The organism is Gordonia sp. DT30 (assembly GCF_049844915.1).
Classification (GTDB): domain Bacteria; phylum Actinomycetota; class Actinomycetes; order Mycobacteriales; family Mycobacteriaceae; genus Gordonia.
In genome coordinates this window covers 1-25,167 of record NZ_JBNCLY010000016.1, presented here as the reverse complement: position 1 = coordinate 25,167, position 25,167 = coordinate 1, and the positions used below count along the sequence as shown (strand labels likewise).

Below are 25,167 nucleotides of genomic sequence, written 5' to 3'. Positions count from 1 at the left end.
GCCGTCACTCGTCGGCGATGGCGCGGGCGCGACCGACGATCAGCGGGTCGGGGCGGCCCACGAGTTCCTGGTTCTTGCCCTTGTAGTCGAACAGGCTCAGCACATGTCGCATCGCGTTGATGCGGGCGCGCTTCTTGTCATTGCTCTTGACCACCGTCCATGGCGCGGTGTCGGTGTCGGTGTTGGCGAACATCGCCTCCTTGGCGGCGCCGTAGGCGTCCCACTTGTCGAGGGAGGCGAGATCCATCGGCGAGAGTTTCCACTGCCGGACCGGATCGATCTGACGAATCGCGAACCGGGTGCGCTGTTCGAGCGGGCTCACCGAGAACCAGAACTTCACCAGGTTGATGCCGTCGTCGACGAGCATCTTCTCGAATGCCGGGACCTGTTCCATGAACTGCACGTACTGCTCGGAGGTGCAGAACCCCATCACCCGCTCCACTCCGGCACGGTTGTACCAGGAGCGATCGAAGAAGACCATCTCCCCGCCGGCGGGCAGATGCGTCACGTAGCGCTGGAAATACCACTCGGTGGACTCACGCTCCGAGGGCTTCTCCAGAGCGACGACGCGCGCGCCACGCGGGTTGAGATGTTCGTTGAAGCGCTTGATGGTGCCGCCCTTGCCTGCCGCGTCACGTCCTTCGAAGACGAGCAGATGGCGCTGTCCGGTCTGTTTGGACCATCTCTGCAGTTTGAGCAACTCGATCTGCAGCCGGCGTTTGGTCACCTCGTACTCGCGGCGGCTCATCCGCTCCTCGTACGGGTAGTCCTCACGCCAGGTGTCGACGACGTTGCGCTCGGGCAGAGTCAGCAGGACGGGGTCGTCGTCGTCATCGTCGTTCACCTCGAACTGCGTGGTGTCGTGCAAGTCGACGAGCGACTGCAGCGCCTCACGTCCGTTCAGCTTGCTGAAGTCGGGTCCCAGGGTTTCCAGATCGCGCAACTCGGTCACGGATCTACGATATGCCGCGCCCACCACCGTCGGGTGTCGAAGGGGTGAACAGCACCGTCCCGCCTCAGTTGTGCAGGTCGATCGCGCCGGACTTCACGCACACCTTTCCGGTGGTGGAATCCGCGGCGGCCGCGAAGCCGCCGGTGCACTGGACCCCGGGTTGGCCGGAGAAGGCCTGTCCGCCCCAGCCGCCGACGGCGACCGAATACCCACCGGCGCGGGCCTGTGCGATCGAGAGGGCCTTGGGGCCGGTCGTGATCGAGTACGAGGTGCCGTTGGTGGTGGCCCCGGCCAGTGCCGACGATCCGGGTTGCTGATTGATCGCATTGGCGTTGCCGCCGCGATCGGACACGGCCACCGCCGTGCCGCCACCGCTCTCCTGCGCACTCGCCCGACTGCCGGCGCCGGCCCGTGCGCCGCATCCGCTGGTGCCCTGGATTTGTTGTGTCTCATGGCCGTTCGCAGTATTACAGGTGACCGCGTGGGCATGACCACCGCCGAAGCCGAGACCCAAGATCGCGCCTGCACCACCTACCGTCACAACCAGTGCACGTACCGCAAACCTGTGGATCCGCAACGTAACTCGGCCTCCTCGCCGTATCGATTTCGGTGACCAGATGGTCAGACTGACCACAGCGTACCCCTTCACACGCGTTCGTAGGTCACGATCCGGCGCGTCGTTCGACCTCCGCGGTCAGTCCCTTCTTCGCGGTTTCGACGGCCGTCTTCTGGCCACGCTTGACGAGCATTCCCGGCAGCTTGACCTTGAGATCGATCTCCAGCTCGAATTGCACATGCGAGCCGTCACCCGAGGGTGTGACGGTGTACTTCCCGCGTTGTTCGGCGAGCATTTTCGACTCGACGAGTTCCCACGTGCACGAGTTGTCGGTCCAGGTATAGGCGACGGTCTGATCGTCGTTCACGCCGACCGCCGAGACGGTGATCGAGACCTGATCGGGAGTGCCGTCGTCGTGTTCGGAGATGATCGTGGCCGAGCGGTGCGGGCCGGACCATTCGGGCAGGGATTCCACGTCCAGGAGCACCTCCATCACCACCGATGGTGGTACGGCGACGTCGAATTCGGTTTTCGCAGAGACAGCCATGCCCAGAATCTACCGTGCTCGGGTTCGGCCCCGACAAAGAACCGCGCGGTTGGCGAGCGCGCCGGACGACGGCCGGTCAGCCCTCGCGATCGACCAGCGTCAGCGGCCACGCCTCATCGGGGATATCGCGGAGTCCGCACGCGATGTCGGTGGCGGTGAACCATCCGCGGAAGTGCAGGATCTCCCCGATCAGCGGGTTGCGCACGGTCGCATCGCAGCGGAACCGTTGATGTTGTTCATCCCAGCCCTCGATGTATTTCATCTGCGCCCCGAGCAGGCCCTTCATGCCCACCTTGGGTCCGCGGCCCAGCCACCGCATCGGACCGCTCTCGAGGAGGAGTTCGCCGGCCCGGGTCACCGACGGTTCGATCGGGTACAGCAGTTCCGGGCCGTCGCCGAAGTAGTCGACCAGTCCGGTATTGCCCGCCACGAGCAGTGAGTTGAGTTTTCGCGACCCCGAGGTGTAGTCGAAGCTGCGCAGCACGGCCAGACACTCACGTCCGAGCTCGTCGGTGTAGCAGTAGTGGCCCTGGGTGAACGGCACCATCCGGCTGGTCTTGGACGGCAGCGCGTTGCGTTTGCCGTAGTACCAGAAAAATGGTGGCGGCAGCGCCGAGGTGATGTAGACCGACTCGAGGATTCCGCTGCCGATCTGGGCCACGTTGGACGTCGAGTCGATGCTGTAGCGCCATGCGACGTTCGGATGCAGACGGTCGAACTCGGAGCCGAGGATATCCCGGTACACCGGCGTCATCGCCCCATCACCTCCCGCGTGTCTCCCCACGACGTGTTTGGCCAAAACCTACTATGTTCGGCTTCACAACGGCAGTCCGAGGTGTGCCCCACGCCATCGCCGGGGATATTCGCCCAGGATTCACGCAGCGTTCCCGGAAGATCGATCAGTGCGCTGCGGCGTCGTCGCAGAGTCGCGCGAGCTCGCCGATGACCTGGTCGAGGGGCTCGACGCTGCGCTGTGTCTGACACAGTCCCACGGCCCCCTCGATCCCGGCGACGACCAGGTTGGCCAGCGAATCCGCCCGGTCGGGGCTCACCCCTTCGGAGATCAGCCGCGCCGCGATCAGGTGCAGCCAGTTGCCGAAGATCGCGTCGGCCTCGTCTGCGACAGCGGGCTCGGATCGCCGGGCCAGTCCACCGGCAAGGATCGGACAACCGAACTGATAGTCGGTGGCCACCAGCATCCGGCGCCACACGTCGCCGATCCCGATGATCGTCGCCGCCGGCGAACCGGGATCCTGGCGACCGATACGGGTGGCGATGTAGTCACCCGCATATCGCACGGCCTCGGTCATCAGTTGGGTCTTGCCACCGGGAAAGTGGTGGTAGATGGAGCCACGCGGTGCGGAACTGGCGGCGATCACGTCGCCGATCGATGTCGCCGCGACGCCGTCGCGGCCGATGAGATCGGCTGCATGCATCACCATCCGCTCGCGCGGCCCCCCGTCGCGGGCCTGCGGTGTGACGATGTCGGACGCCTCGTCGCCCATCGGGCATCAGCTCCTATGTTGGCTTTGATGATCGGCAGGTTCACAATGCTGGGGTTCTATGCAACCATACATAATCATGACGACGTCAACGAGCTCCGCGGGGCCGGCCGATCCCACCGAGATGTCGGGCCTGGAACTACTTCGCGCCTGGCAGGCCGACCCCGACGACGACCGGCCGAGCATCGGGCGGCTCCTCGGTATGCGTCCGGTACGGATCGACGAGGGCGAGGTGCACTTCGCCGTGACCCCGAAGCCCGATTTCGCCAATCCCCTCGGCACCGTGCACGGCGGCATCTGCGCCACCCTGCTCGACTCGGTGATGGGCTGTGCCGTTCATACGACCCTGCCGGCCGGGGCCGGCTACACGACGCTGGAACTGAAGGTGAACTACATCCGGGCCGTCGCCCTCGACGCCGACGAACTCACCGGCGTCGGCACCGTCATCCACGTCGGCGGACGGACCGCCACCGCCGAGGGCAAGGTGTTCTCGGCCGATGGCAAACTCGTCGCGCACGGCACGACGACGTGCATCGTGTTCCGGTGACCGCCAGCGTCAGTTGAGCGGTATGCGCAACCAGGGGCTCGCCGGATCGCCGAGCAGCCGGCTCAGCACCGGTCGGGTGTGCGCGCACGATTCGTCGGCCGCGGCCGCCGGGTCGCGGCCCGCTTCGGCCGACGCCAGCGCACGCCCCCATTCGAACCCGGCCGCGAACGCCGACCAGTCGGCATAGGCCTGCTGGGCGCGGCGCCCCACCTCGGCCACGGCATTCCACGCCCAGGCCTCGGTGACGAAACCGGCACGGTGGCACATACGTACCAGATCGACGGCCTGAGCCAGCTCCCATGCCGACGTGCTCACCGGGAACCCCGGTGGCAGCGAGCGTGATCCGACGGCGACGCGGACGACGGAGTGGGCGCGAATCGGGTCGATGCCACCCGCCGCGGCCGTCACCGACTGCACAAGGCTCGCCTGGTTCGGCAGTCCGGTGCGGGGACCGCCCGCAGTGGCCTGCGCCAGTTTCGCCAGAATCAGGTCGTAGTCGGGGGTGATCATCCCGAGCGCCAGCAGTTCGACAGTGTCGACCGCCGACGCCGCATCGGTGACCGCCCACGCGCGTCGGATGACCTTGCGCAGGTGCCGGTCACCGTCATTCATCAGCAGATGATCAACCGGGTCGGCCGTCGACTCGAGAGAAAAGTATGCGCCACATGCCAATCCGCGCAATTGCTCGACGGTGCCCGGGTATCCCCACCATCGGATCGGGCTGGGCGGCGCGAGCGGTGGCGGCGGCGGTGGCGGCGGTGGCGGCGCCAGAGGTGGCGGCGGCGGTGGCGGCGCCAGAGGTGGCGCGGGCACCGGCACCTGCTGGTTCTGCAGCGCCGCAGCCAACTCGTCAACGAACTCGCGGCAGCACCGATACTGCTGGGCCGGGTCGGTCGAACCGGCGCGCGCGATCACCGCACCGGAACCGAAAGATGCAGCGTCGCCGAGCATTCGGGCGACGGTGACGGCCAGGCCGCGCTGGTCGGGTGCGCCGCGGTCGGTCGGCTCGGCGGCACCGGCCCCGAGTCCGGTGAGGAAGACCTGCCGCGACCCGGTCGTGAGGATCTTCGCCGGTGTGACGCGGAGATGCATCAGCCCGCTCTCGCGGACCGCATCGAGCGCGTCGGCGACAGGCCCGACGATCTCGGTGACCGACTCGACCGGCGCCATGGCACCACCCGCCAGCAACGAACCGACATCCGTGCCGTCGACAAAAGCTGCCGAAACCCACAGGCGCCCTTCGCTTTCACCGGCGTCGTGCAGTGCGACGAGGTGCGGGTGCACCAGCGCCGAGGCCATGTCGGTCTCGCGTCGGAACCGGTCTCGCGCATCGGCGTCGTCGCAACGATCTCGATTCAGGATGCGGATGACGTCGCGGCGCGGCAGCCGCGGGTGATCGGCCAGGTACACCTCGCTCGTGTTGCCGGCGCCGAGCACACGGATGATCCGATAGCCGGCGATCTCCTCCCCTGCGGACAACAACGTCACACCAGGTAGAGCTCGCGTAGCTGCTGCTGCGCGGCGTCGTCGATGCCGAGTCCGTCGGCGAAGTATCCCGGGATCCCGCCGAAGCGTTTGTCGACCTCACCGAAGGCTGCGTCGAGGTAGTGCGCGTCCACGCCGAGCACCGGGATCAGGAGGCCGGGATCGCCACCGGCGGCGGCGAAGTCGTCGAAGATCGGCTGCAGGGCCGGCACGAGACGGTCGTTGGTGAGCAGATAGTCTTGATACACATCGTCTTTCGCTACACCCATCAGCGTCAGGAACGACGCGGCCGCCCACCCGGTGCGGTCCTTGCCGGTCGTGCAGTGGAACAGGGACGGCCGCGGATGTTCGCCGAGCAGCCCTCGGTAGAAATCCCGATAGGACTCCACAGCGCTCGGCATCGAGACGAACTTGACGTAGGTGTCGGCGATCAGGTCGCGGGCCTTGCCGCCCGAGAGTTCCTGGCTCGCCATCGCCACCGTCTTGGGATCGGAGAGGAATTTGCCGATGTTGCCGGGGATCGTCATTCCCGCGCCCTCGAGCACGTCGAGGTGGATGTCGGCGACCTCGGGCAGCGCCGGATCGGGAAGTGCCGTGCGTTCGGCCGCCGAGCGGAGGTCATAGATGGTGCGGACGCCGAGGTTCTCGAGATGTTCGAGATCGGCGGTGGCCATCGCGGAGAAGTCCGTCGACCGGAACAGCACACCGTCGCGGACCACTCGGCCGTCGGCCGTCGGCCAGGCACCGAGGTCACGGAGATTGGGCAGACTGGGGACCGGACTGGGAGCGCCGGGCGAGGGGGTCATGCGTCGAGTATTACAAACGACGCGGCCCGGCCTGCGGCCTCACTGCCGGTGCGGTGATCAGTCGTCGGTGCCGTCCGCCGCGACCTGCGCCAGCGCCTGCGCGAACACCTCGGGTGGCTGCGCACCGGACACGCCGTACCGCCCGCCGAGGACGTAGAACGGTACGCCGCCGATGCCGTAGGCGGTTGCCTGGTCGAGGTCGGCGGCGACGGCATCCGCCTCGGTACCGTCGGTCAGCGCCGTCAGTGCCGCAGCGCGGTCGAGTCCGATCTCGGCGGCGAGATCGGCCAGATCGTCGGCCCGGCCGATGTGGCGGCCTTCCGAGAAGTACGCCGCGAACAGCCGCTCGACCATGTCGAGTTGGCGCCCTTGCGCTTGTGCGAAGTGCACGAGCTCGTGGGCCTTGCCGGTGTTGGTGTGCGCCACGATGCCGAAGTCGTAGTGCAGTCCGGCCTCCGCGGCGATCGCGGTCACCTGGTCGAGCATCGGTGTCACCTGCTCGGCCGGCATGCCCTTGTGACCGACGAGGAAGTCGATCTCGCTGCCGTCGAAGTCGATCGGGGTGTCGGGGGCCAGCTCGAAACTGTGATAGGTGACGTCGACGCGGTCGGCCAGGCCGGATTGCGCCAGTCCCGCCTCGAAGTTCCGCTTGCCGATGTAGCACCACGGGCAGGCGATGTCGGACCAGATGTCGACGGATATCGGCGAGTTCATGTGGGTCTCAACCGGTGCCGGTGCCATGGCATTCCGGCACCCGCACACGCCGAAGGCCGGCCACCCGTGCGGGTGACCGGCCTGCGGTCGGAAACGCTGTGAGCGTTGGGTTCTGAACTATCTCAGAAACCCATGCCGCCCATCTCGTCGCCACCCGGCATGGCCGGGGCCGGGTTCTTCTCCGGCTTGTCGGCGACGACGGCCTCGGTGGTGAGGAACAGGGCCGCGATCGACGCAGCGTTCTGCAGCGCCGAGCGGGTGACCTTCACCGGGTCGTTGATGCCGGCGGCGAGCAGGTCCTCGTAGGTGCCGGTGGCGGCGTTGAGGCCGGTGCCCTTCGGCGAGTTGAGAACCTTGTCGGCGACGACGCCGGGCTCGAGGCCCGCGTTGATGGCGATCTGCTTGGCCGGGGCCGACAGCGCAACCTTGACGATGTTGGCGCCGGTGGCCTCGTCACCGTCGAGCGAGAGTGCGTCGATGGCCGGCTCGGACTGCAGCAGGGCCACGCCACCGCCGGCGACGATGCCCTCTTCGACGGCAGCCTTCGCGTTGCGGACGGCGTCCTCGATGCGGTGCTTGCGCTCCTTGAGCTCGACCTCGGTGGCCGCGCCCGCCTTGATGACCGCAACTCCGCCGGCCAGCTTGGCCAGGCGCTCCTGCAGCTTCTCACGGTCGTAGTCGGAGTCGCTGTTCTCGATCTCGGAACGGATCTGCGCCACGCGACCGGCGATCGCGTCGGCATCGCCTGCGCCGTCGACGATGGTGGTCTCGTCCTTGGTCACGACGACCTTGCGGGCGGTACCGAGCAGCTCGACGCCTGCACCCTCGAGGGACAGACCGACCTCTTCGCTGATGACCTCGCCACCGCTGAGGATGGCGATGTCGGCCAGCATGGCCTTGCGACGGTCACCGAAGCCCGGAGCCTTGACGGCGACGGACTTGAAGGTCCCGCGGATCTTGTTGACGACCAGCGTCGAGAGGGCTTCGCCCTCGACGTCCTCGGCGATGATCAACAGCGGCTTGCCGGCCTGGATGACCTTCTCCAGCAGCGGCAACAGGTCCTTGACGGTCGAGACCTTGCCCGACACGAGCAGGATGTACGGGTCCTCGAGGACGGCTTCCTGACGGTCGGCGTCGGTCACGAAGTAGCCCGAGACGTAGCCCTTGTCGAAGCGCATACCCTCGGTGAGCTCCAGCTGGAGCCCGAAGGTCTGAGCCTCTTCGACGGTGATGACGCCTTCCTTGCCGACCTTGTCCATCGCCTCGGCGATGAGCTCACCGATCGACGGGTCACCAGCGGAGATGCCGGCCGTCTGAGCGATCTGCTCCTTGGTCTCGACCTCCTTGGCGCTCTTGAGCAGCGACTCGGTGACGGCCTCGACGGCCTTCTCGATGCCGCGCTTGAGGCCGAGCGGGTTGGCGCCGGCGGCGACGTTGCGCAGACCCTCACGCACGAGAGCCTGGGCGAGCACGGTGGCGGTGGTGGTGCCGTCGCCCGCGACGTCGTCGGTCTTCTTGGCAACTTCCTTGACGAGTTCCGCGCCGATCTTCTCGTACGGGTCCTCGAGCTCGATTTCCTTGGCGATGGAGACACCATCGTTGGTGATGGTGGGGGCGCCCCACTTCTTCTCCAGAACGACGTTGCGGCCCTTGGGGCCCAACGTCACCTTGACTGCGTCGGCGAGGCTGTTCAGGCCCCGCTCGAGGCCGCGGCGGGCCTCTTCGTCGAACGCGATTTGCTTGGCCATGGGTAAGTGATCCTCCGATGGGGGGTGACACCAGGTATCTATGGCCGGACTCGGTGCCCGCGACGGACGACCGGTGTGTCATTCGGTACCGATCTCACCGTCCCGACCTGGCACTCACAGTCCGCGAGTGCCAACGTCCGTTTTAGCACTCGACCAGGGTGAGTGCAAGGTGTCGGCGCGACTCCTGCCGAGAAGATCGGTCAGACATCGGTCGCGGTTTCCGAGAGAGATGTCTACCGATTCAGACAACACTCGCCTCCGACGCCACCGGCACGTCGGTGGTCGAGTGGGTGAAGCCCTGGTCGGCGCCGATGAAGCGGCTCAGCACCAGCATCAGCACCGCCCCGAGCAACGCACCCACCGGCCAGCTGAGTGCGGTGATGTTCTGCGACTCCGGGACGAGCGCGACGACGGCCGCGACCGAGCCGGATACCAGCAGTGCCACGATCGCGGCCGGATTGAATCCCCGGCGGAAGTGGTAGGTGCCGCTCGGGTCGACCGTGTACAGGTCGGAGATCTTCGTCCGCTGCCGACGCAGCATGTAGTAGTCGACGATGAGGATGCCGAACACCGGGCCCATCAGCGATCCGACGCCGCCGAGGAAGTACACGATCGCGACCTCGCTGCCCCAGACCTTCCACGGCAGCACCAGGATCGAGAGCACCGCGGTGATGATTCCGCCGGTCCGGAACGAGATGTACTTGGGCGCGACGTTACTGATGTCGTACGAGGGTGAGACGAAGTTCAGCACGACGTTGATACCGACGGTCGCGATCGCGAACAGCGCGGCCGCGATCACCACGACGACGTCCGAATCCACCTTGGACACCAGGGCGACGGGATCCATCGTGCCGTCGCCGAACACCTTGAGCGCACACAGCGAGATGACGATCGACAACACCACGAAAGCCGTTTCGTTCAACGGGATACCCAACGCGTTACCGCGCTTGATCGCCTTCTTCGACGGTGCGAACCGCGCGAAGTCGCTGTAGTTCACCAGCGGTCCCGCCATGTAGGCGATCATCAGGAACGCCACCGCGACGAATGCGGCGATTGTGGCCGGGGTCGACAAGACGTTGCCGATCCGCGCATTCCAGTCGATGCTCCAATGCGCCTGGTCGAGCATCCAGATGGCCAGCGCGATCATGCCGATCCACACCACCGGCCCGGCGAAGTCGGAGACCTTGCGGACGATCTCCATTCCGTAGCTGAGCACCAGCAGCTGAGCCGTCCACAGGGCCATGAAGGTGATCCACCCGAGCGGACTCTGCCCGAGGAAGCCACCGTGGGTCCACGACGCCATACCCGGCCAGATGCGCACGATCAAAGCGATCACCGCGAGGGAGGCGAGATAGGTCTGGATGCCGTACCAGAACACCGCAACCAAGCCACGGAACAGTGCGGGGATGTTGGAACCGAAGATGCCGAAGGTGGCGCGGGCGAAGACCGGGAACGGCACCCCGACCTTCTGCCCGGCGGCACCGATCAGGTTGGAGCCCAACCACAGTCCGAGTACGCCGGCGAACAGCGCCAGCATCGTCTGCCACCCCGTCAGGCCCAGCGCGAGCATACCGATGGCGAAGGTGTAACTACCCAGGCTGTGCGCCGAGGTCATCCAGAGACAGAACAGGTCCCAGGACCGCCAGGTGGCCTTGCCCTCGGCGGTCGGCGCCAGATCGGCGTTGAACAGGACGGACTTCTCGGGCATCTGCTGAACTGTTGTGTCGGCCATCACCGCACCATCCCTTCGCTGTTGTCGCGCAAGACTTCTCGATATATATCCATTGCCTCGCCGACCTCGTCGTCGGTGACCACGCACGGCGGTACCACATGAATCCGGTTGTCGACGGTGAACGCCAGCAACCCGCGTGCCGCGAGCTCCGATCTCATCGCCGCCACCCGCGCCGCGGGTAGCGGTTCGCGCGACGCGCGGTCGGTGACGAGTTCGAGGGCCCAGAACACCCCGGCCCCGCGGACCTCGCCGATGATCGGGAACTCCTCTGCGAGCGTGGCCAATTCGGGACCGATCACCTCGGCGCCGACCCGGGCCGCATTCTCGACGATGCCCTCGTCGGCCATCGCGTCGAGCGTCGCCACCACCGATGCCGCGGCGAGCGGATGACCGCTGTAGGTCAGTCCGCCGGGAAAGATCCGGTGCGCAAAGGTCTCGGCGATGTGATCGGCGATCACCACCCCGCCGATCGGGACGTAGCCGGAGTTCACACCCTTGGCGAAGGTGATCAGATCGGGCACCACGTCATGGGCCTCGAACGCGAACCACCGTCCGGTGCGGCCGAATCCGGCCATCACCTCGTCGAGGATCAGCACGATGCCATGCCGGTCGGCGATCTCACGCACCCCGGCGAGATAGCCGGGCGGCGGCACCAGGATGCCCGCGGTGCCGGGCACCGATTCGATGAGGATCGCCGCGATACTCGAGGCACCCTCGACGGCGACGAGCCGTTCCAGATGTGCGAGCGCGCGTTCGGTCTCCTGCTCGGGACTGTCCGAGAAGAACTCCGAGCGGTAGAGGAACGGGCCGTGGAAATGGACGTGCCCGCGCGCGAATTCGTTGGGGATGCGCCGCCAGTCGCCGGTGGCGACGACCGCGGCACCGGTGTTGCCGTGGTAGGAGCGGTAGGTGCTGAGCACCTTGTCGCGGCCGGTGTGCAGGCGCGCCATCCGGATCGCATTCTCCACCGCGTCGGCGCCGCCGTTGGTGAAGAACACCTTGTTCAGGCCGTCGGGGGCGCGCTCGGCGATCCGGCGGGCGGCCTCGCCGCGCGCGAGGTTCGCCGTGGACGGCGCGATGGTGCACAACGTCTGTGCCTGTTCGGTGATCGCGGCGACCACCCGCGGGTGCTGATGGCCGATGTTGGTGTTGACCATCTGGCTGGAGAAGTCCAGATATCGGTGACCGGAGTCGTCCCAGACCCGACATCCGCGGCCACCGGTGATGACGATCGGGTCGAGATCTGCTTGCGCCGACCAGGAATGGAACACATATTGCCGGTCCAGTTGCCGGGCGCGCTCGTCGGCGGTGGTCTCGAGAGTGCTCACGTCCCTATCCCTTTCGCACCGCGCCGGCGGTTCTGGTGAGGATGGGGATGATCCGCTCGCCGTAGACGCGCATCGTCTCCTCCTTGTTGTCGTGCTGCAGATAACCCGCGAACTGGTCGACGCCGAGCTTTTCGAGGGCTTCGAGTTTGGTGAGGTGGTCCTCGGCGCTGCCGAGTACGCAGAAGCGGTCCACTATCTCGTCGGAGACGAAGTCGGTGTGGCTGTTGCCGACCTGTCCGTGCTGGTTGTAGTCGTAACCCTCGCGACTGGTGATGTAGTCGGTGAGCGCGGCGGGCACCGATCCGTCGTTGCCGTAGCGCGCAACGATGTCGGCGACGTGGTTGCCGACCATGCCACCGAACCAGCGCGACTGGTCGCGTTGATGGGCGAGGTCGTCGCCGACGTACATCGGCGCCGCCACACAGAATTTCACGTCATAGGGGTCGCGACCGGCGTCGGAGGCGGCCGAGCGGACGGTGTCGATCATCCACGAGGCGATGTCGAGGTCGGCGAGCTGCAGGATGAAGCCGTCGGCCACCTCGCCGGTCAGCGCGAGCGCCCGGGGACCGTAGGCAGCCACCCACACCGGCAGTTGCGATCCCGAGCTCCACGGGAAAACTATTGTGGTGCCGTTGATCTCGACCTCGCGAGAATTGCCGAGTTCCCGGATGACGTGCACGGCCTTCCGCAGATCCCGCAACGTGGTCGGCGCGCCGCCGGTGACCCGGACCGCCGAGTCGCCGCGGCCGATGCCGCAGATGGTGCGGTTGCCGTACATCTCGTTGAGTGTCGCGTACAGCGATGCGGTGACCGTCCAATCACGCGTCGCCGGATTGGTGACCATCGGCCCGACCGTGATACGTCGCGTCTCGGCCAGCATCTGCGCGAACAGCACATAGGGCTCCTGCCAGAGGACGTGCGAGTCGAACGTCCAGACATGGTTGAAGCCATGGGATTCCGCCAGCCGGGTCAACGCGATGGTGCGGGCCGCCGGCGGATGGCATTGCAGGACAACTCCGAAATCCATGATGCTCCTAGATGAGGTACTGGCTCAGTTCACGGCGGACGAACCGGCCGTGCCCCTTGGTGCCGACGTAATCACGGTCACCGACCACCACGGTGCCGCGGGAGAGCACGGTGTCGACGGCACCGTCGATCTCGTAGCCCTCCCAGGCCGAGTAGTCCATGTTCATGTGGTGGGTCTTGCCCATGCCGATGGAGGTGTGTCCGTTCGGGTCGTAGATGACGATGTCGGCGTCGGCGCCCGGCGCGATGACACCCTTGCGGCCGTAGAGCCCGAACATCCGGGCCGGCGTGGTGGCGGTGATCTCGACCCACCGCTCCAGACTGATCTTGCCGTCGACGACGCCCTGATAGAGCAGGTCCATCCGGTGCTCCACCGACCCGATCCCGTTGGGGATCTTGGTGAAGTCGCCGATGCCCATCTCCTTCTGGTCCTTCATGCAGAAGGGGCAGTGATCGGTGGACACCAGTTGTACGTCGTTGGTGCGCAGTGCCTGCCACACCTCGTCCTGATGATGTTCGTGCTTCGACCGCAGCGGCGTGGAGCACACCCACTTGGCACCCTCGAATCCCGGTGCGCCCAACTGGTCTTCGAGCGAGAGATACAGGTACTGCGGGCAGGTCTCGCCGTAGACGTTGCGTCCGGCATCGCGGGCGGCGGCCAATTGGGTGACGGCCTGTTTGGCCGATACGTGCACGATGTAGAGCGGCGCCCCGGTGAGGTCGGCAAGCATGATCGCCCGGTGGGTGGCCTCCTCCTCGAGCTGCCAGGCCCGGGCGATGCCGTGATAGTACGGGTCGGTCTTGCCTGCGGCGACGAGTTGTTCGGCGAGCACGTCGATGGCGGGCCCGTTCTCGGCGTGCATCATCGTCAGCAGCCCGGTGTCGGCGGAGACCTGCATGGCCCGCACGATCTGGGCGTCGTCGCTGTAGAAGACACCGGGGTAGGCCATGAACAGTTTGAAACTGGTGATGCCCTCGTCGGCGAGGCCCCGCATCGCGGACAGCGACTCGGCGTCGACGTCACCGACGATCTGGTGGAACGAGTAGTCGATCGCACATTCACCCGCGGCCATATCGTGCCAGGTGGCGAGTGAATCCTGAAGTCGCTCACCGTATTTCTGCACGGCGAAGTCGATGATCGTGGTCGTTCCGCCCCACGCCGCCGCGCGGGTGCCGGTCTCGAAGGTGTCGCTGGCCTGCGTACCACCGAACGGCATCGACATGTGGGTGTGCGCGTCGATCCCGCCGGGGATCACGTATTTGCCGGTCGCGTCGATGACGGTGCCGGCAGTGGTGGCCAGGTCGGCGCCGAGCACCGTCGATCCCGGCTCGAGCAGTGCGACGATCCGCTCGCCGTCGACCAGCACGTCGGCGGCACCGGTGCCGGTGGCCGAGACGACGCTGCCGCCGTGGATGAACGTGGTTGCCATGGTTGTCCTCTCGGGATCGGGTCGTCAGCGCTGCGGGATCGCGTCGTAGCTGTCGGGCCGCCGATCGCGGTAGAACTGCCAGTCGTTGCGCACCGCGCGCACCAGATCCAGGTCGATTTCGCGCACCACGACCTCCTCGGCGTCGGTGGAGGCGACCTCGCCCACGTAGTTGCCGCGCGGATCGGCGAAGTAGGAGCTGCCGTAGAAGGTGACCGCCTTGTCACCGAATTCGCCTGTCTCGGTGCCAATTCGGTTATTTGCGGCGACGAAGTACTGGTTGGCGGCCGCGGCGGCGGGCTGTTCGAGTTCCCACAGCCGGTTGGACAGCCCGGGTTTGGTGGCCGACGGATTGAAGACGATCTCGGCGCCGCCGAGACCCAGTTCGCGCCAGCCCTCCGGGAAGTGACGGTCGTAGCAGATGTACACACCGACCTTGCCGACGGCGGTGTCGAAGACCGGGTATCCGAGATTGCCGGGCCGGAAGTAGAACTTCTCCCAGAACCGGTCGAGATTCGGGATGTGACTCTTCCGGTATTTGCCGAGGTAACTGCCGTCGGCGTCGATCACCGCGGCGGTGTTGTAGTAGAGGCCCGGCATCTCTTCTTCGTAGACGGGCAAGACGATCACGATGCCGAGTTCGGCGGCGAGCGCGGCGAAGCGCTCGGTGAGCGGCCCCGGCACCGACTGGGCGTACTCGTAGTATTTGGCGTCCTCGACGATCCCGAAGTACGGGCCGTGGAACAGCTCCTGGAAGCAGACGATGTGCGCTCCTTCCGCAGCGGCCTGCCGGGCCAGCCCTTCGTGTTTGACGACCATCGACTCCTCGTCACCGGTCCATGCCGCCTGAGTGATCGCCGCTCTGATCACGGTCATTGCTCGCTACCTCCGTTGCCGGTGAGACACCTCGCCGTGTGCTTGAATTGAATGACACTGTGGCCAGTAAACATTTCGAGAATATTTCTCCCCGTAGAGCAATTGTTACAACGGAGCAGCCGATGTCCATAGACGATCCCACCGCCGACGCCGCGCCGCAGCGCATCGTGATCGACGACCCCTCCCCCGCCGGGATCGCCGGGGCCATCGGACGGATGATCCGGGCCGGTGAACTCGTTCCCGGCGACCGGCTGCCCACGGTGCGCCACCTCGCGGCCCAGCTGGGTGTCTCCCCGGCCACCGTCAGCCATGGCTGGAAGGCGCTGGCCCGCTCGGGTCTGGTCATCTCGCGGGGACGCAGTGGGACCTTCGTCGCCGCGAGGGCCGGCGTCGATGTCGCGCGGGCGTCGCGGACGGCGACGATGGCGCGCACCCACGGCAGCATCGGACTCGATCTCTCCAAGGGCTCCCCCGATCCGGAACTGCTCCCGGAACTCGCTGCGGCACTGGCGAATGTCGCCAAGCGGGCCGCCACCACCAGCTATCACGATCACCCCGTCGTACCTGAGCTCGGTGAGCTGTTGCGCACCCGGTGGCCGTCGAAGGCGCAGGCACTGACCGTGGTCGACGGCGCCCTCGACGCGGTGGCCCGGTCCTTGCAGGCCGTCACCACCTACGGCGACCGGGTGATCGTGGAGGACCCGACATTTCCGCAGTTCCTCGACCTGCTCGAGGGTCTCGGACTCCAGCATGTCGCGGTGCCGATCGATCCGCACGGACCCGATCCGGCTGCTTTCGCACAGGCGGTCTCGCAGTAACCGACCGCGGCGATTCTGCAACCGCGTGCGCACAATCCAACCGGCGTGAGCATGACGGCGGCGCGGGCCCGCGAGCTCGCACGCCTGCTGCGCGGCGCGCGCTGCGTCGTCATCGAGGACGACCACAGCGGCGCCGCCGTGAGCGCCCCGGACGTCAGCCTGTCGCGCTGGCTGCCCGAGCAGGTGATCCACGTGCGCAGCTTCTCCAAGTCGCACGGACCTGATCTGCGGATCGCCGCGATGACCGGGCCCCGCGAGGTGATCGACCGGATCGCCTCGACGCGACGGCTCGGGCCCGGATGGACTCCGCGGCTGCTGCAACGGGTGCTCTACGAATTACTCACCGACGAGGCCGCCATCGCCGCCGTCGACCATGCCCGGACCGTGTATCACACCCGCCGCACCGCACTGGTCGACACCTTGCGCGGCAACGGGATCGAGGTGATCGGAACCGACGGCTTCAATGTGTGGGTCCCCGTCGCCGACGAGCGCAGCGCACTGATTCATCTGGCCGCCAACGGCATCCAGGTGGCGCCTGGCGAACCGTTCGTCGCGGGACCGGCGCGCGGCGGCGACCACGTGCGCGTCACGATCGCCACGCTGCGCGCGGATTTCGAGCGGGTCGCCGCCACCATCGCAACCGCTGCGTCCGGCGGCGAAGCGGGTTTCTTCGCCTTGCGGTGACCGATGGGCACCGGGCATCCCGGACTCATCTCAGCCTGCGCCGCAGCAGCTTTCCGGTGGCGGTATGCGGCAACTCGCCGACGAGCTCGATCTCGCGTGGGTATTTGTACGCCGCGAGCCGCTCGCGGCAGTATTCGATCAGATCGTATTCGGTGGCGCCATCGGGCTGCCGGAGAACGACGAACGCCTTGACCGACTCGCCGCGGTATTCGTCGGGGATGCCGACGACGGCCGCGTCGACGACGTCGGGATGCGCACGCAGTACCCGCTCGACCTCGTTGGGCCACACCTTGTAGCCGGAGGCGTTGATCAGTTCGCTCTTGCGGTCGATGACATAGAACCAGCCGTCGGCATCCATGAAACCGATGTCGCCGGTGAGTAGTTCGCCACCGAGAAATGCCTCGGCGTCCGCGCGCGGGTTGCGCCAATAGCCGCCGATCACCTGCGGGCCGGACACCACCAGCTCGCCGATCTGACCGGCCGGGAGCTGCGTGCCGTCGTCGTCGACGACGCGCGCGACGGAGTCGAAGACCGGGAGCCCGACCGAGAGCACCCCGGTCTCCGGGTCGACGGGGGCCGGCGTGCCGATGGGCACCATGTGGGTTGGGGATGACGTCTCGGTGAGGCCGTAGACGTTGTGGATGTAGCCGCCCAGGCGCGCCTCGAGACGTTCGGCGGTGGCCGGATCGATCGGCGCACCACCGGACAGCCGCACGCGCAACGACTCGAGATCTGTTGCGGTGAGGGACGGTTCATCAGCCAACGCAATGTAGGCGGTGATCACCGCGACCATGAAGAACGGTCGCGCACGCCGGATGGCGTCGAGGACGACGTCGGCGCGGAACCGGTGCGTCAGTACCAGGGGCGCGCCGGTCAGCATGGAGAGCGCGACGGCCCCGACCAATCCGGTGACATGGAAGAACGGCGATACCGCCAGGATCGGTTCGCGCTCCAGCGCGCACCAGCGGCGGTAGACGTGTGCGTTGAACACCAGATTGGAATGCGACAGGCAGGCGCCCTTGGGCGGGCCGGTGGTTCCGGAGGTGGCCATCAGTACGGCGGTGTCGGCGGGACCGACGGACCGGGCGACTGTGTCGAATCCCGTTGCGGGAGTGGTACTGCGCAGCAGCGTGTGCAGGTCGATGGTGTCGACGGGCCGATGCCGTCCTGCTGCGGTACGTCCGGCGTCGGCGAACAGGCGTGGTTCGTCGACCACCCCCTGCGGGCCGTCGAGGGGTGAGATGGTCAGCACGACGCGCACACTGCGGGTGCCGTCGGCGAGCAGTGGTGCGACGATCCCGGTGTAGAGGTCGTCGAGTACGACGATCGCGGTCGGGGTGTGATCGTGGAGCCGCTGCCGGAGTTCGTCGGCGGTGACCATCGGGCTGATGAGGGCGGCGATTCCGCCGGCTCGCCAGGTGGCGACGAGGCAGATGATGAAGGCCGGGTTGTTCTGCAACATCAGTGCGCACCGGTCGCCGCGCGCGAAGCCGCGGGCCACCAGCAGCCCGGCCACCGCGTCGGCGGCGGCGTCGACCTCACGCCAGGTCATCGTCTGGCCGAAGTAGTCCAGGGCGATGGCATCGGGTCGGGTGGCGACGGTGGCATCGAACATCTGCAGCGCGGTTGCGGCCCCGACCCGCAGGTGCGCCCCCAGTCCCGGACGGTAGTGGGCCAGCCAGGGTCGCCGGTCGTAGTCGCCGGGTTCGGCGTCGCGGTTCGGCGGATCGGGATCGAGATCGTCAGGTGTGCGCATCGCGTGCGTGAGTGTACGAACACTCGGCAACCGGTGTTGCCGAAATGGGGGTAACCGGCCCGCGTCATCGATTGTCGGGACCGGCCGGGACGCGTCTTCGGAGTTCTTCGAGGAAGTCCCACAGTTCGCGCTCGCGTTGTGGGTCATACGACTCCGGCGACGATGGGACGACCCGCGTGCGGTCGATGTACTCGCCGCTGCCTGCGGCGGTCCGGGCGAGGATGGCGTCGGCGAGTTTAACTCCGGCAGTGGGAATCCGGTCCACGAGCGGCGTGATCGAGAGTGCCGGCAACACCCACCGGCCGGCGAACCGGTCGAGCGCGCGGGCGTCGCGCGTGAGCCCCGTACCGGGCACCAAGGAAGGGTTGTACGAGACGATGTCGAGTCCTGCCGGCAGGTGACGTGCCCATTCGTGGACCAGATGGAGCGCGGCCAATTTACTCGTCGAATACGCAGTCCGGCCGGCCGCGGTGCTCGCCGGGTCCGCGAACGCGCCGGGGGCGGCCAGCGTCCGCGGAGCTGACCAGCGGGGCGCCGGAACCAGCCCGCCGGTGTGCCGGAAGTCACCGAAGTGCGTGTCGCTCACCGTGATCGTGATCCGCGCGGGAATGCGCAGGTGCTCGCGTAGACCCATGATCAGCAGGTGGTTGGCGACCACGTTCACCGCGAAGGTCGTCTCCAGCCCGGCGCCGGTGGCGTGCAGCGCGTCGACGAACTGGATTCCCGCGTTGAGGCCGAGGGCACTCAGCGGCGGCAGTGTCGCGGCGTCGAGCGCACCGACGAGGGTTGCGATGGCGCCGTCGATACTCGTGGCGTCGGTGAGGTCGGCGGGGAGCATCGTGATCCGGTCCGCGTACGCCGCCAGCCCGGTGGGAAGTTCATCCATCCGGCCTCGAGAGAGCAGCGCGAGATGGACGTCGCCGGTCGTGGACAGAATGTGACGGGCGGCGGCGAGGCCGATCCCCCGAGTCGCGCCGGTCATGACCACCGTATGCATGGGAAAACCCTTCAGTTGACGCTGTCACCTCACCTAACCATTTCCAGTTGACGGCGTCAACCCGTAGTCTCGCCTGGTGCGCACCCGAACGGAGAACGCAGCCAGGACCCGACGCGCGCTACTCGACGCCGCGATCACACTCGTCGACTCCGGTGGCCCCGAAGCCGTGACCCTCCGTGCGGTCGGCGACGGAGCCGGTGTCTCGCGCGGCGCCGCCTACCGCCACTTCGCGGACAAGGACGCATTGCTGACCGCGATCGCCGTCGAGGCCTGGGGCGAGGTCGCCCACGGTCTCGAAGCCATCGTCGAGGACGATTCGCAGACTCCCGCCGACGCATTGCGCAGTGCGTTGATCGCCATCTCCGATCTCGGGCGCGCACGGCCGCACCTGTATCGGTTGATGTTCTCGGTCCCGGCCGACGGCGACATGTCGGCGACCGCGGCGGGCGAACGCGCGCAGGACGGCTTCTTGGCCCTGGTCGAGCGCGTCACCGGCCGCGCCGACGCGTTGCCGATCGCCGGCCTGCTCTTCGCGGTGACACACGGACTCACCGACCTGGACCTCAGTGGACACCTGCCACGGGACAAGTGGGCCGCCGGCCGCCACGAACTTCTGGAACTCGCGGTTGCCCGCCTCACCTAGCCTGCGGGCCTTCCCGACGGCGCCGAACCGCAGACAGGCCCGGCTCATTCGCCTACATTGTTCAGTGTGGCTGAACAGGCGGTAGGCGCCGCGGTGCGTCGTGCGCGCGAACGGGCGGGTATGACCCTGCGCGACCTCGCCGGCCACCTCGGCGTCAGCGCCGGCACGATGAGCGCCATCGAGAACAACAAGGTGGCCGTCACCGTCGAGCGGCTCAACGCCGTCGCGGCCGCTCTCGGGGTGACCGCGACCGCACTGCTCGCCAGGGACACCGCGATGGCACCGCCGACTCCCGCGCGTGGCGACGACGACTGGCGACACTTCGCCGACCTCGACCTCGACCCGGTGCTGGCCGCCGCCGTGGAGGTCTTCACCGAGACCGGGTATCACGGCGCCACCATGCGCGTGGTCGCCGGCGCTGCCGGGATCAGCGTGGCCGGCATCTATCACCACTACCGCAGCAAGCAGCAACTTCTCGTCGCACTCTTCGACGTCATGATGAACGAAGTGCACTGGCGAATGACCGCCGCCGCGAGCGAAACCCCGGACCCGGTAACGACTTTCGCCTTGATGGTGGAAGCGCTGACGCTGTGCCACACCCAGCGTCGCGACCTGGCGTTCATCGCGGCCACCGAGATGCGCAGCCTCGTCGAGCCCGACCGTTCACGCGTGGCAGACGAACGCCGCCGAGTGCAGCACCACCTCGACGTCGTCGCCGCGAAGGCCGTGGCCACCGGCGCGTTCACCACACCCAATCCACACAACACCGGCCGCGCCATCGCGACGATGTGCATGGCGTTGCCGTACTGGTTCTCGGTGAGCGGACCGCAGTCGCCGGCCGAGGTGGCCGCCGAATATGCCGATCTGGCCCTGGCCATGATGGGCCGCCGTGTTCAGCCGGACTGAACCGCAACCGCCGCGTCGGTAGCCGGCGAGCGGGCCATAAAACCGGGGGTTGACGCGTTCACGGCGATCTGTGATGCTCATCTCACTGAACGCGAGCCTAACGATCGCTCGGACTGTTCAGAACTTGTCACCACTCTCCCGGAGGATCACCGATGACCACCGCTCATGACGCTCCCGCACTCACCGAACTCCTCGACGACTCACCCAGCAACTGGGGCAAGTGGGGTCCCGATGACGAGGTCGGCAGCCTCAACTACCTGACCGCCGAGCATGTGCTCGCGGGCGCGTCGCTGATCAAGAAGGGCGAGCTGTTCACCTTGCAGCGCCTGATCGGGGACCCGAAGGGCGATCCGGTCTGGCCGGGCCGCAGCCCCGCCACCCGCGAGATGGTGTGGGACGAGTCCGACTGGGACGACGGCGGCAATGGCCCGGTCTTCCCCGGCGGCCTGCACTATGCCGACGACAAGATCAGCGCCTTCCTCCAGGGTTCGACGCAGTACGACGCGCTGGGACACGTCTGGTACGACGGCAAGATCTGGAACGGCTACGACGCCCGCACCACCATCGGCGGCCTCGACAAGGCCAGCGTCGAGCCGATCGCCGAGCGGGGTATCGCCGGGCGTGCGGTGCTGCTCGACATCGCCCGATTCCGTGGCGTCGACAGCCTCGGACCGCGCGAGACGATCGACCACAACGACCTCGAAAACTGCGCGCGGGCACAGGGAATCGAGATCAAGCCGCGCGACATCCTGATCCTCCGGACCAATCACCTCGAGCTGTTCTTCGCGCAGGGCGACAAGTTCTACGACGACTTCTGCGAGCCGGGTCTGGTGTACTCGCCGGAACTCGTGGAGTGGTTCCAGCGCAACGAGATCCCCAACCTCGTCACCGACACCATCGGCAACGAGGTCACCACCGACCCCAACAACGGGGTCGCGCTGGTCCTGCACAACGCGCTGATGCGCAATCTCGGTGTCGCCTTCACCGAGATCTGCGACCTGGAGAAGCTCGCCGCCGACTGCGCCGCGGACGGGGTGTACGAATTCTTCTATGTCGCAGCGCCGTTGCGGATTCAGAACGCCACCGGCTCGCCGGTCAACCCGGTGGTGATCAAGTGACCGAAAGCCGTTACACCGAGCGGCCATGGTTGTCGCTGTATCCGCCGGGCACCTCGGGCGACATCGCGGTGGAGTACGCCAGTGGCCTGGCGGTCTTCGACGCCGCGGTCGCCGAGAACCCCGACGACGAGTTCCTGGTCTATTTCGATCGGTCGATGTCGTTCGCCGAGGTCGACCGCGCGTCGCGGGCCGTGGCAGTCACCTTGCTGGAGCATGGCTTTCACACTGGTGATCGGCTGGGGTTGTACGTGCAGAACAATCCCGGATTCGTGATCGGTCTGATCGCGGCATGGCGGGCCGGTGGTGCGGCGGTCGCGATCAACCCGATGAACAAGGCTCGCGAGCTGACCTATCTGCTCACCGATTCCGGTGCGGTGGCACTGCTGACGCTCGAGGATCTCTACACCGATGTCGCGAAAGGCGTCATCGACTCGGGTTCGACGGCGGTACACACCGTGATCACATGTTCGCCGCTGGACTTCCAGACCCGCGACGACCCGCGGCTGTTCGCCGAGGTGGAACGCCACCGGCCCGAGGGCACCCTGGATCTGGTGACGATCATCGACGACTTCGCCGGTGGCGATCTACCCGAGGTGTCCCCCGGCCCCGATGATCTGGCGATTCTCGCCTACACGTCGGGCACCACCGGTAACCCCAAGGGCGCCATGAACACCCATGGAAACCTTGCGTTCAACGCGCAGACCTACCGGGAGTGGACCGGCCTCAAACCCGGCGAGGGTGTCCTGGGTATCGCACCGCTGTTCCACATCACCGGCCTCGTCGGGCACGTGATGTTCGCGATGCTGGCCCGATCGCCGTTGGTCCTCGCGCATCGCTTCGACCCGGCCGTCATGCTCGACGCCATTCGTGAACACCGGCCGGTGTTCGCGATCGCCGCGATCACCGCATTCAACGCTCTCGCGTCGGCGCCGGGGGCGACCCGCGACGACTTCGAGAGCCTGCGCATCCTCTTCTCCGGCGGCGCACCGATCGCGCCCGCAGTCGGCGACCGGCTGGAGAAGGTGTTCGGCGCGTACATCCACAACTTCTACGGGCTGACCGAGACCAACTCGCCATCTCACGGTGTGCCCCACGGGGTTCGGGCTCCGGTGGATGCGGCGTCGGGCGCGTTGTCGGTGGGTGTGCCGGTGTTCAACACGGTGGTGCGGGTCGTCGGCGAAGACGGCAACGACGTCGCGGTTGGCGAGATCGGCGAGTTCGTCACCTCGGGCCCGCAGGTGGTGCCCGGGTATTGGAACAAGCCCGAGGCCACCGCGAAGTCGATACCCGGCGGTGCTCTGCACACCGGCGATGTGGGTTTCATGGATGCCGACGGCTGGTTTTATCTGGTCGATCGCAAGAAGGACATGATCAACGCCTCCGGCTACAAGGTGTGGCCGCGTGAGGTCGAGGACGTGCTCTACACCCACCCGGCGGTCCGCGAGGCGGCGGTGGTGGGTGTACCCGACGAGTACCGCGGCGAGACGGTGAAAGCCTATGTGTCGCTTCGTGATGGCCAGCAGGTGGAGCCGGATGAGCTGATCGCGTTCTGCAAGGAACAGATGGCGGCTTACAAGTATCCGCGGTCGGTCGAGGTTGTCGGCGACCTGCCGAAGACCGTCACCGGCAAGATCTTGCGCCGGGAATTGCGCGACGCATAACGCCGCGACCACGCGGAGTCCGCCCGGGATGGTGCCGGAAACGGCACCCACCGGGCGGACTTTCGTTGCGCCCTGATCAGTTCAGCTCGGCAACGTCAGCTCAGCTTCTCGACGCAGACGAGCTTGTGCCGCTCCTTGTAGGTGTAGTAGTTCGTCGTGCCCTCCGGGCACTCGCTGTCATCGGTGGTACCTGGGCGCACGGCCAGAATCCGGCGGGCGTCGTAGTCCGTCGATGAGCAGTCGACGTGCGCCGGGTCGCCGAAGCTCGGCACCGTCATGCACTGTCCGACAGCCCAATCGGTGTCGAGGCACAGGGCACCCTGCTGCTTGCCGCCCTGGGTGACGTAGTAGGTCTGGTCGATATCCGACGGGCAGGCTTCCTTGGTCGGCGCCTTGGCCACCACCACATAGTTCGCGGGTGCCTGCCCGCAGGTTGCGTGCTCGATATCGGCGTGGACCATGTCCCCGGTCAGTTTGACGCAATCTCCTATCGCAGCCTCGAAGTCCACGTCACCACCGGCATCCTGGCTCTCGGTGACCGACGACACCGGGGTGGACTTGCCGAACGGCAATGCCGAACATCCGGTCACCAGTATCGCGATCACCCCGGATACGCCGAGAATCAGCGCAATTCGCATGGACAGACGACGCATCTTCGATTTCCTCCCGTTGGAACCGGACCCCTGCCGGCAACGCGAAGACTTTACGACACTCCAGACAATGCACTGATGTCGGGCCATTCGAACATCCGACAACGCAGCTGCACCATCACCGCACCGGTCAGCGTGGATGGGTGACGATGGTCTGTCCGGTGTCGCGGTGACGCCAGGTGACGGTGCGGTCGATGTTCAACGTGGGCCGCCAGATCCCGAGGTGCTTGCGTTGATGATCGGGGCGGCACAACGGGATCAGGTCCGCGGGCAGCGTCCAACCCCCGGCCCGCGGATCGGCATGATCGAACGCCACCACATGGTCGAGTTCACACGCCTCCGCAGGCATGCCGCAGTACGGGAACCGACACCACACATCGGTACCCAACACCTCCGCCCGCACCCGCGCCGACGGCCGATACCGCAACGCACCCGGCGGTGCCGTGGCATGCCCACCATGCCCACTCGAATCCCACGGCGGCGCCAGGGACCGATCAGCAATCGACTCCACCAACCGCGCCGCGGCGCGACGCGCCGCCTCCGACACCTCGACACGGGTCGCCAACGGCGCCAACTCCCCCGCCAACACCGGATCAATCACCCCATACCCACGCAACCGCGGCACCACCACCCCCGCCGAATCCGCCACCAGCGTGAACGCCGGAGCATCCGGGGTGATCATCGGCGA

Annotated in this window: 25 protein-coding genes; 7 read left to right on the top strand and 18 right to left on the bottom strand. The window is 66.8% G+C overall.

Translation table 11 applies throughout. The features are described from left to right. Positions 1–4: 4 nt before the first annotated feature. From ppk2 to ACLQ3C_RS15115, 5 genes are all read right to left on the bottom strand, one after another. Positions 5–952 (bottom strand): polyphosphate kinase 2, encoded by a 948-nt coding sequence (ppk2, locus tag ACLQ3C_RS15135; protein ID WP_425705905.1) that lies wholly within the window; start codon positions 950–952, stop codon positions 5–7. 64 nt (positions 953–1,016) lie between these two features. Continuing rightward, positions 1,017–1,529 (bottom strand): DUF6764 family protein, encoded by a 513-nt coding sequence (locus ACLQ3C_RS15130; RefSeq protein WP_425705904.1) that lies wholly within the window; start codon positions 1,527–1,529, stop codon positions 1,017–1,019. Positions 1,530–1,614: 85 nt separating this feature from the next. Next, entirely contained in the window at positions 1,615–2,055 is a 441-nt protein-coding gene (locus ACLQ3C_RS15125) for an SRPBCC family protein (RefSeq protein ID WP_425705903.1), read from the bottom strand. 76 nt (positions 2,056–2,131) lie between these two features. After that, positions 2,132–2,809 (bottom strand): DUF4166 domain-containing protein, encoded by a 678-nt coding sequence (locus ACLQ3C_RS15120; protein WP_425705902.1) that lies wholly within the window; start codon positions 2,807–2,809, stop codon positions 2,132–2,134. A 145-nt stretch (positions 2,810–2,954) separates the two neighbouring features. Continuing rightward, entirely contained in the window at positions 2,955–3,560 is a 606-nt protein-coding gene (locus ACLQ3C_RS15115) for a TetR/AcrR family transcriptional regulator (protein ID WP_425705901.1), read from the bottom strand. A gap of 58 nt (positions 3,561–3,618) precedes the next feature. Between ACLQ3C_RS15115 and ACLQ3C_RS15110 the strand changes: the two genes are divergently transcribed. Further along, positions 3,619–4,104: a PaaI family thioesterase gene (locus ACLQ3C_RS15110; RefSeq protein WP_425705900.1), complete on the top strand. Its 486-nt coding sequence runs from the start codon at positions 3,619–3,621 to the stop codon at positions 4,102–4,104. A 9-nt stretch (positions 4,105–4,113) separates the two neighbouring features. Here ACLQ3C_RS15110 and ACLQ3C_RS15105 read toward each other — a convergent pair whose 3' ends face one another. The 9 genes from ACLQ3C_RS15105 to ACLQ3C_RS15065 all read right to left on the bottom strand — a co-directional run bounded on the left by ACLQ3C_RS15105 (position 4,114) and on the right by ACLQ3C_RS15065 (position 15,246). Next, positions 4,114–5,592, bottom strand: coding sequence for a DUF1266 domain-containing protein (locus ACLQ3C_RS15105; RefSeq protein ID WP_425705899.1), 1,479 nt, complete (start codon positions 5,590–5,592; stop codon positions 4,114–4,116). Beyond that, positions 5,589–6,395 carry a tyrosine-protein phosphatase gene (locus tag ACLQ3C_RS15100; protein WP_425705898.1) on the bottom strand — a complete coding sequence of 269 codons (807 nt, stop codon included), beginning with the start codon at positions 6,393–6,395 and terminating at the stop codon, positions 5,589–5,591. The genes ACLQ3C_RS15105 and ACLQ3C_RS15100 overlap by 4 nt, the downstream gene beginning before the upstream one ends. A 57-nt stretch (positions 6,396–6,452) precedes the next feature. After that, positions 6,453–7,109 carry a DsbA family oxidoreductase gene (locus ACLQ3C_RS15095; RefSeq protein ID WP_425705897.1) on the bottom strand — a complete coding sequence of 219 codons (657 nt, stop codon included), beginning with the start codon at positions 7,107–7,109 and terminating at the stop codon, positions 6,453–6,455. A gap of 122 nt (positions 7,110–7,231) precedes the next feature. Further along, complete coding sequence (gene groL / locus ACLQ3C_RS15090) at positions 7,232–8,857, bottom strand: chaperonin GroEL (protein WP_425705896.1); 1,626 nt, start codon at positions 8,855–8,857, stop codon at positions 7,232–7,234. Positions 8,858–9,098: 241 nt separating this feature from the next. Next, the gene (locus ACLQ3C_RS15085; protein WP_425705895.1) at positions 9,099–10,589 is read right to left on the bottom strand and encodes an NCS1 family nucleobase:cation symporter-1; all 1,491 of its coding nucleotides are present in this window, start codon (positions 10,587–10,589) and stop codon (positions 9,099–9,101) included. Then, positions 10,589–11,917 (bottom strand): aspartate aminotransferase family protein, encoded by a 1,329-nt coding sequence (locus ACLQ3C_RS15080; protein WP_425705894.1) that lies wholly within the window; start codon positions 11,915–11,917, stop codon positions 10,589–10,591. The genes ACLQ3C_RS15085 and ACLQ3C_RS15080 overlap by 1 nt, the downstream gene beginning before the upstream one ends. 4 nt (positions 11,918–11,921) lie before the next feature. Continuing rightward, on the bottom strand, positions 11,922–12,944 hold the full coding sequence (locus ACLQ3C_RS15075) for a TIGR03842 family LLM class F420-dependent oxidoreductase (RefSeq protein ID WP_425705893.1): 1,023 nt from the start codon (positions 12,942–12,944) through the stop codon (positions 11,922–11,924). Between the two features lie 7 nt (positions 12,945–12,951). Then, on the bottom strand, positions 12,952–14,373 hold the full coding sequence (hydA, locus tag ACLQ3C_RS15070) for a dihydropyrimidinase (RefSeq protein WP_425705892.1): 1,422 nt from the start codon (positions 14,371–14,373) through the stop codon (positions 12,952–12,954). A 24-nt stretch (positions 14,374–14,397) separates the two neighbouring features. After that, a complete protein-coding gene (locus ACLQ3C_RS15065; protein WP_425705891.1) occupies positions 14,398–15,246 on the bottom strand; it encodes a nitrilase-related carbon-nitrogen hydrolase in 849 nt (282 codons plus the stop codon). Positions 15,247–15,368: 122 nt separating this feature from the next. On the opposite strand from ACLQ3C_RS15065, the gene ACLQ3C_RS15060 reads away from it, so the two are divergent. Further along, positions 15,369–16,064 (top strand): aminotransferase class I/II-fold pyridoxal phosphate-dependent enzyme, encoded by a 696-nt coding sequence (locus tag ACLQ3C_RS15060; RefSeq protein ID WP_425705890.1) that lies wholly within the window; start codon positions 15,369–15,371, stop codon positions 16,062–16,064. A 12-nt stretch (positions 16,065–16,076) separates the two neighbouring features. Next, positions 16,077–16,748, top strand: coding sequence for an aminotransferase class I/II-fold pyridoxal phosphate-dependent enzyme (locus ACLQ3C_RS15055; protein WP_425705984.1), 672 nt, complete (start codon positions 16,077–16,079; stop codon positions 16,746–16,748). A 25-nt stretch (positions 16,749–16,773) separates the two neighbouring features. Here the strand turns inward: ACLQ3C_RS15055 and ACLQ3C_RS15050 are convergent, their stop codons facing one another. Then, a complete protein-coding gene (locus ACLQ3C_RS15050) occupies positions 16,774–18,504 on the bottom strand; it encodes an AMP-binding protein (protein WP_425705889.1) in 1,731 nt (576 codons plus the stop codon). A 64-nt stretch (positions 18,505–18,568) separates the two neighbouring features. After that, on the bottom strand, positions 18,569–19,486 hold the full coding sequence (locus ACLQ3C_RS15045; protein WP_425705888.1) for an SDR family NAD(P)-dependent oxidoreductase: 918 nt from the start codon (positions 19,484–19,486) through the stop codon (positions 18,569–18,571). Between the two features lie 91 nt (positions 19,487–19,577). On the opposite strand from ACLQ3C_RS15045, the gene ACLQ3C_RS15040 reads away from it, so the two are divergent. The 4 genes from ACLQ3C_RS15040 to ACLQ3C_RS15025 all read left to right on the top strand — a co-directional run bounded on the left by ACLQ3C_RS15040 (position 19,578) and on the right by ACLQ3C_RS15025 (position 23,829). After that, complete coding sequence (locus ACLQ3C_RS15040; RefSeq protein WP_425705887.1) at positions 19,578–20,144, top strand: TetR/AcrR family transcriptional regulator; 567 nt, start codon at positions 19,578–19,580, stop codon at positions 20,142–20,144. Positions 20,145–20,210: 66 nt separating this feature from the next. After that, a complete protein-coding gene (locus ACLQ3C_RS15035) occupies positions 20,211–21,050 on the top strand; it encodes a TetR family transcriptional regulator (protein ID WP_425705886.1) in 840 nt (279 codons plus the stop codon). A 152-nt stretch (positions 21,051–21,202) separates the two neighbouring features. Then, positions 21,203–22,168, top strand: coding sequence for a cyclase family protein (locus ACLQ3C_RS15030; RefSeq protein ID WP_425705885.1), 966 nt, complete (start codon positions 21,203–21,205; stop codon positions 22,166–22,168). After that, positions 22,165–23,829 carry a class I adenylate-forming enzyme family protein gene (locus ACLQ3C_RS15025; RefSeq protein ID WP_425705884.1) on the top strand — a complete coding sequence of 555 codons (1,665 nt, stop codon included), beginning with the start codon at positions 22,165–22,167 and terminating at the stop codon, positions 23,827–23,829. The genes ACLQ3C_RS15030 and ACLQ3C_RS15025 overlap by 4 nt, the downstream gene beginning before the upstream one ends. Positions 23,830–23,924: 95 nt before the next feature. On the opposite strand, the gene lppU is transcribed toward ACLQ3C_RS15025, so the two are convergent. Continuing rightward, positions 23,925–24,482, bottom strand: coding sequence for an LppU family putative lipoprotein (gene lppU / locus ACLQ3C_RS15020; protein WP_425705883.1), 558 nt, complete (start codon positions 24,480–24,482; stop codon positions 23,925–23,927). 127 nt (positions 24,483–24,609) lie between these two features. After that, positions 24,610–25,167 (bottom strand): HNH endonuclease signature motif containing protein (locus ACLQ3C_RS15015; RefSeq protein ID WP_425705882.1); only part of this gene is annotated, 558 nt, incomplete at its 5' end.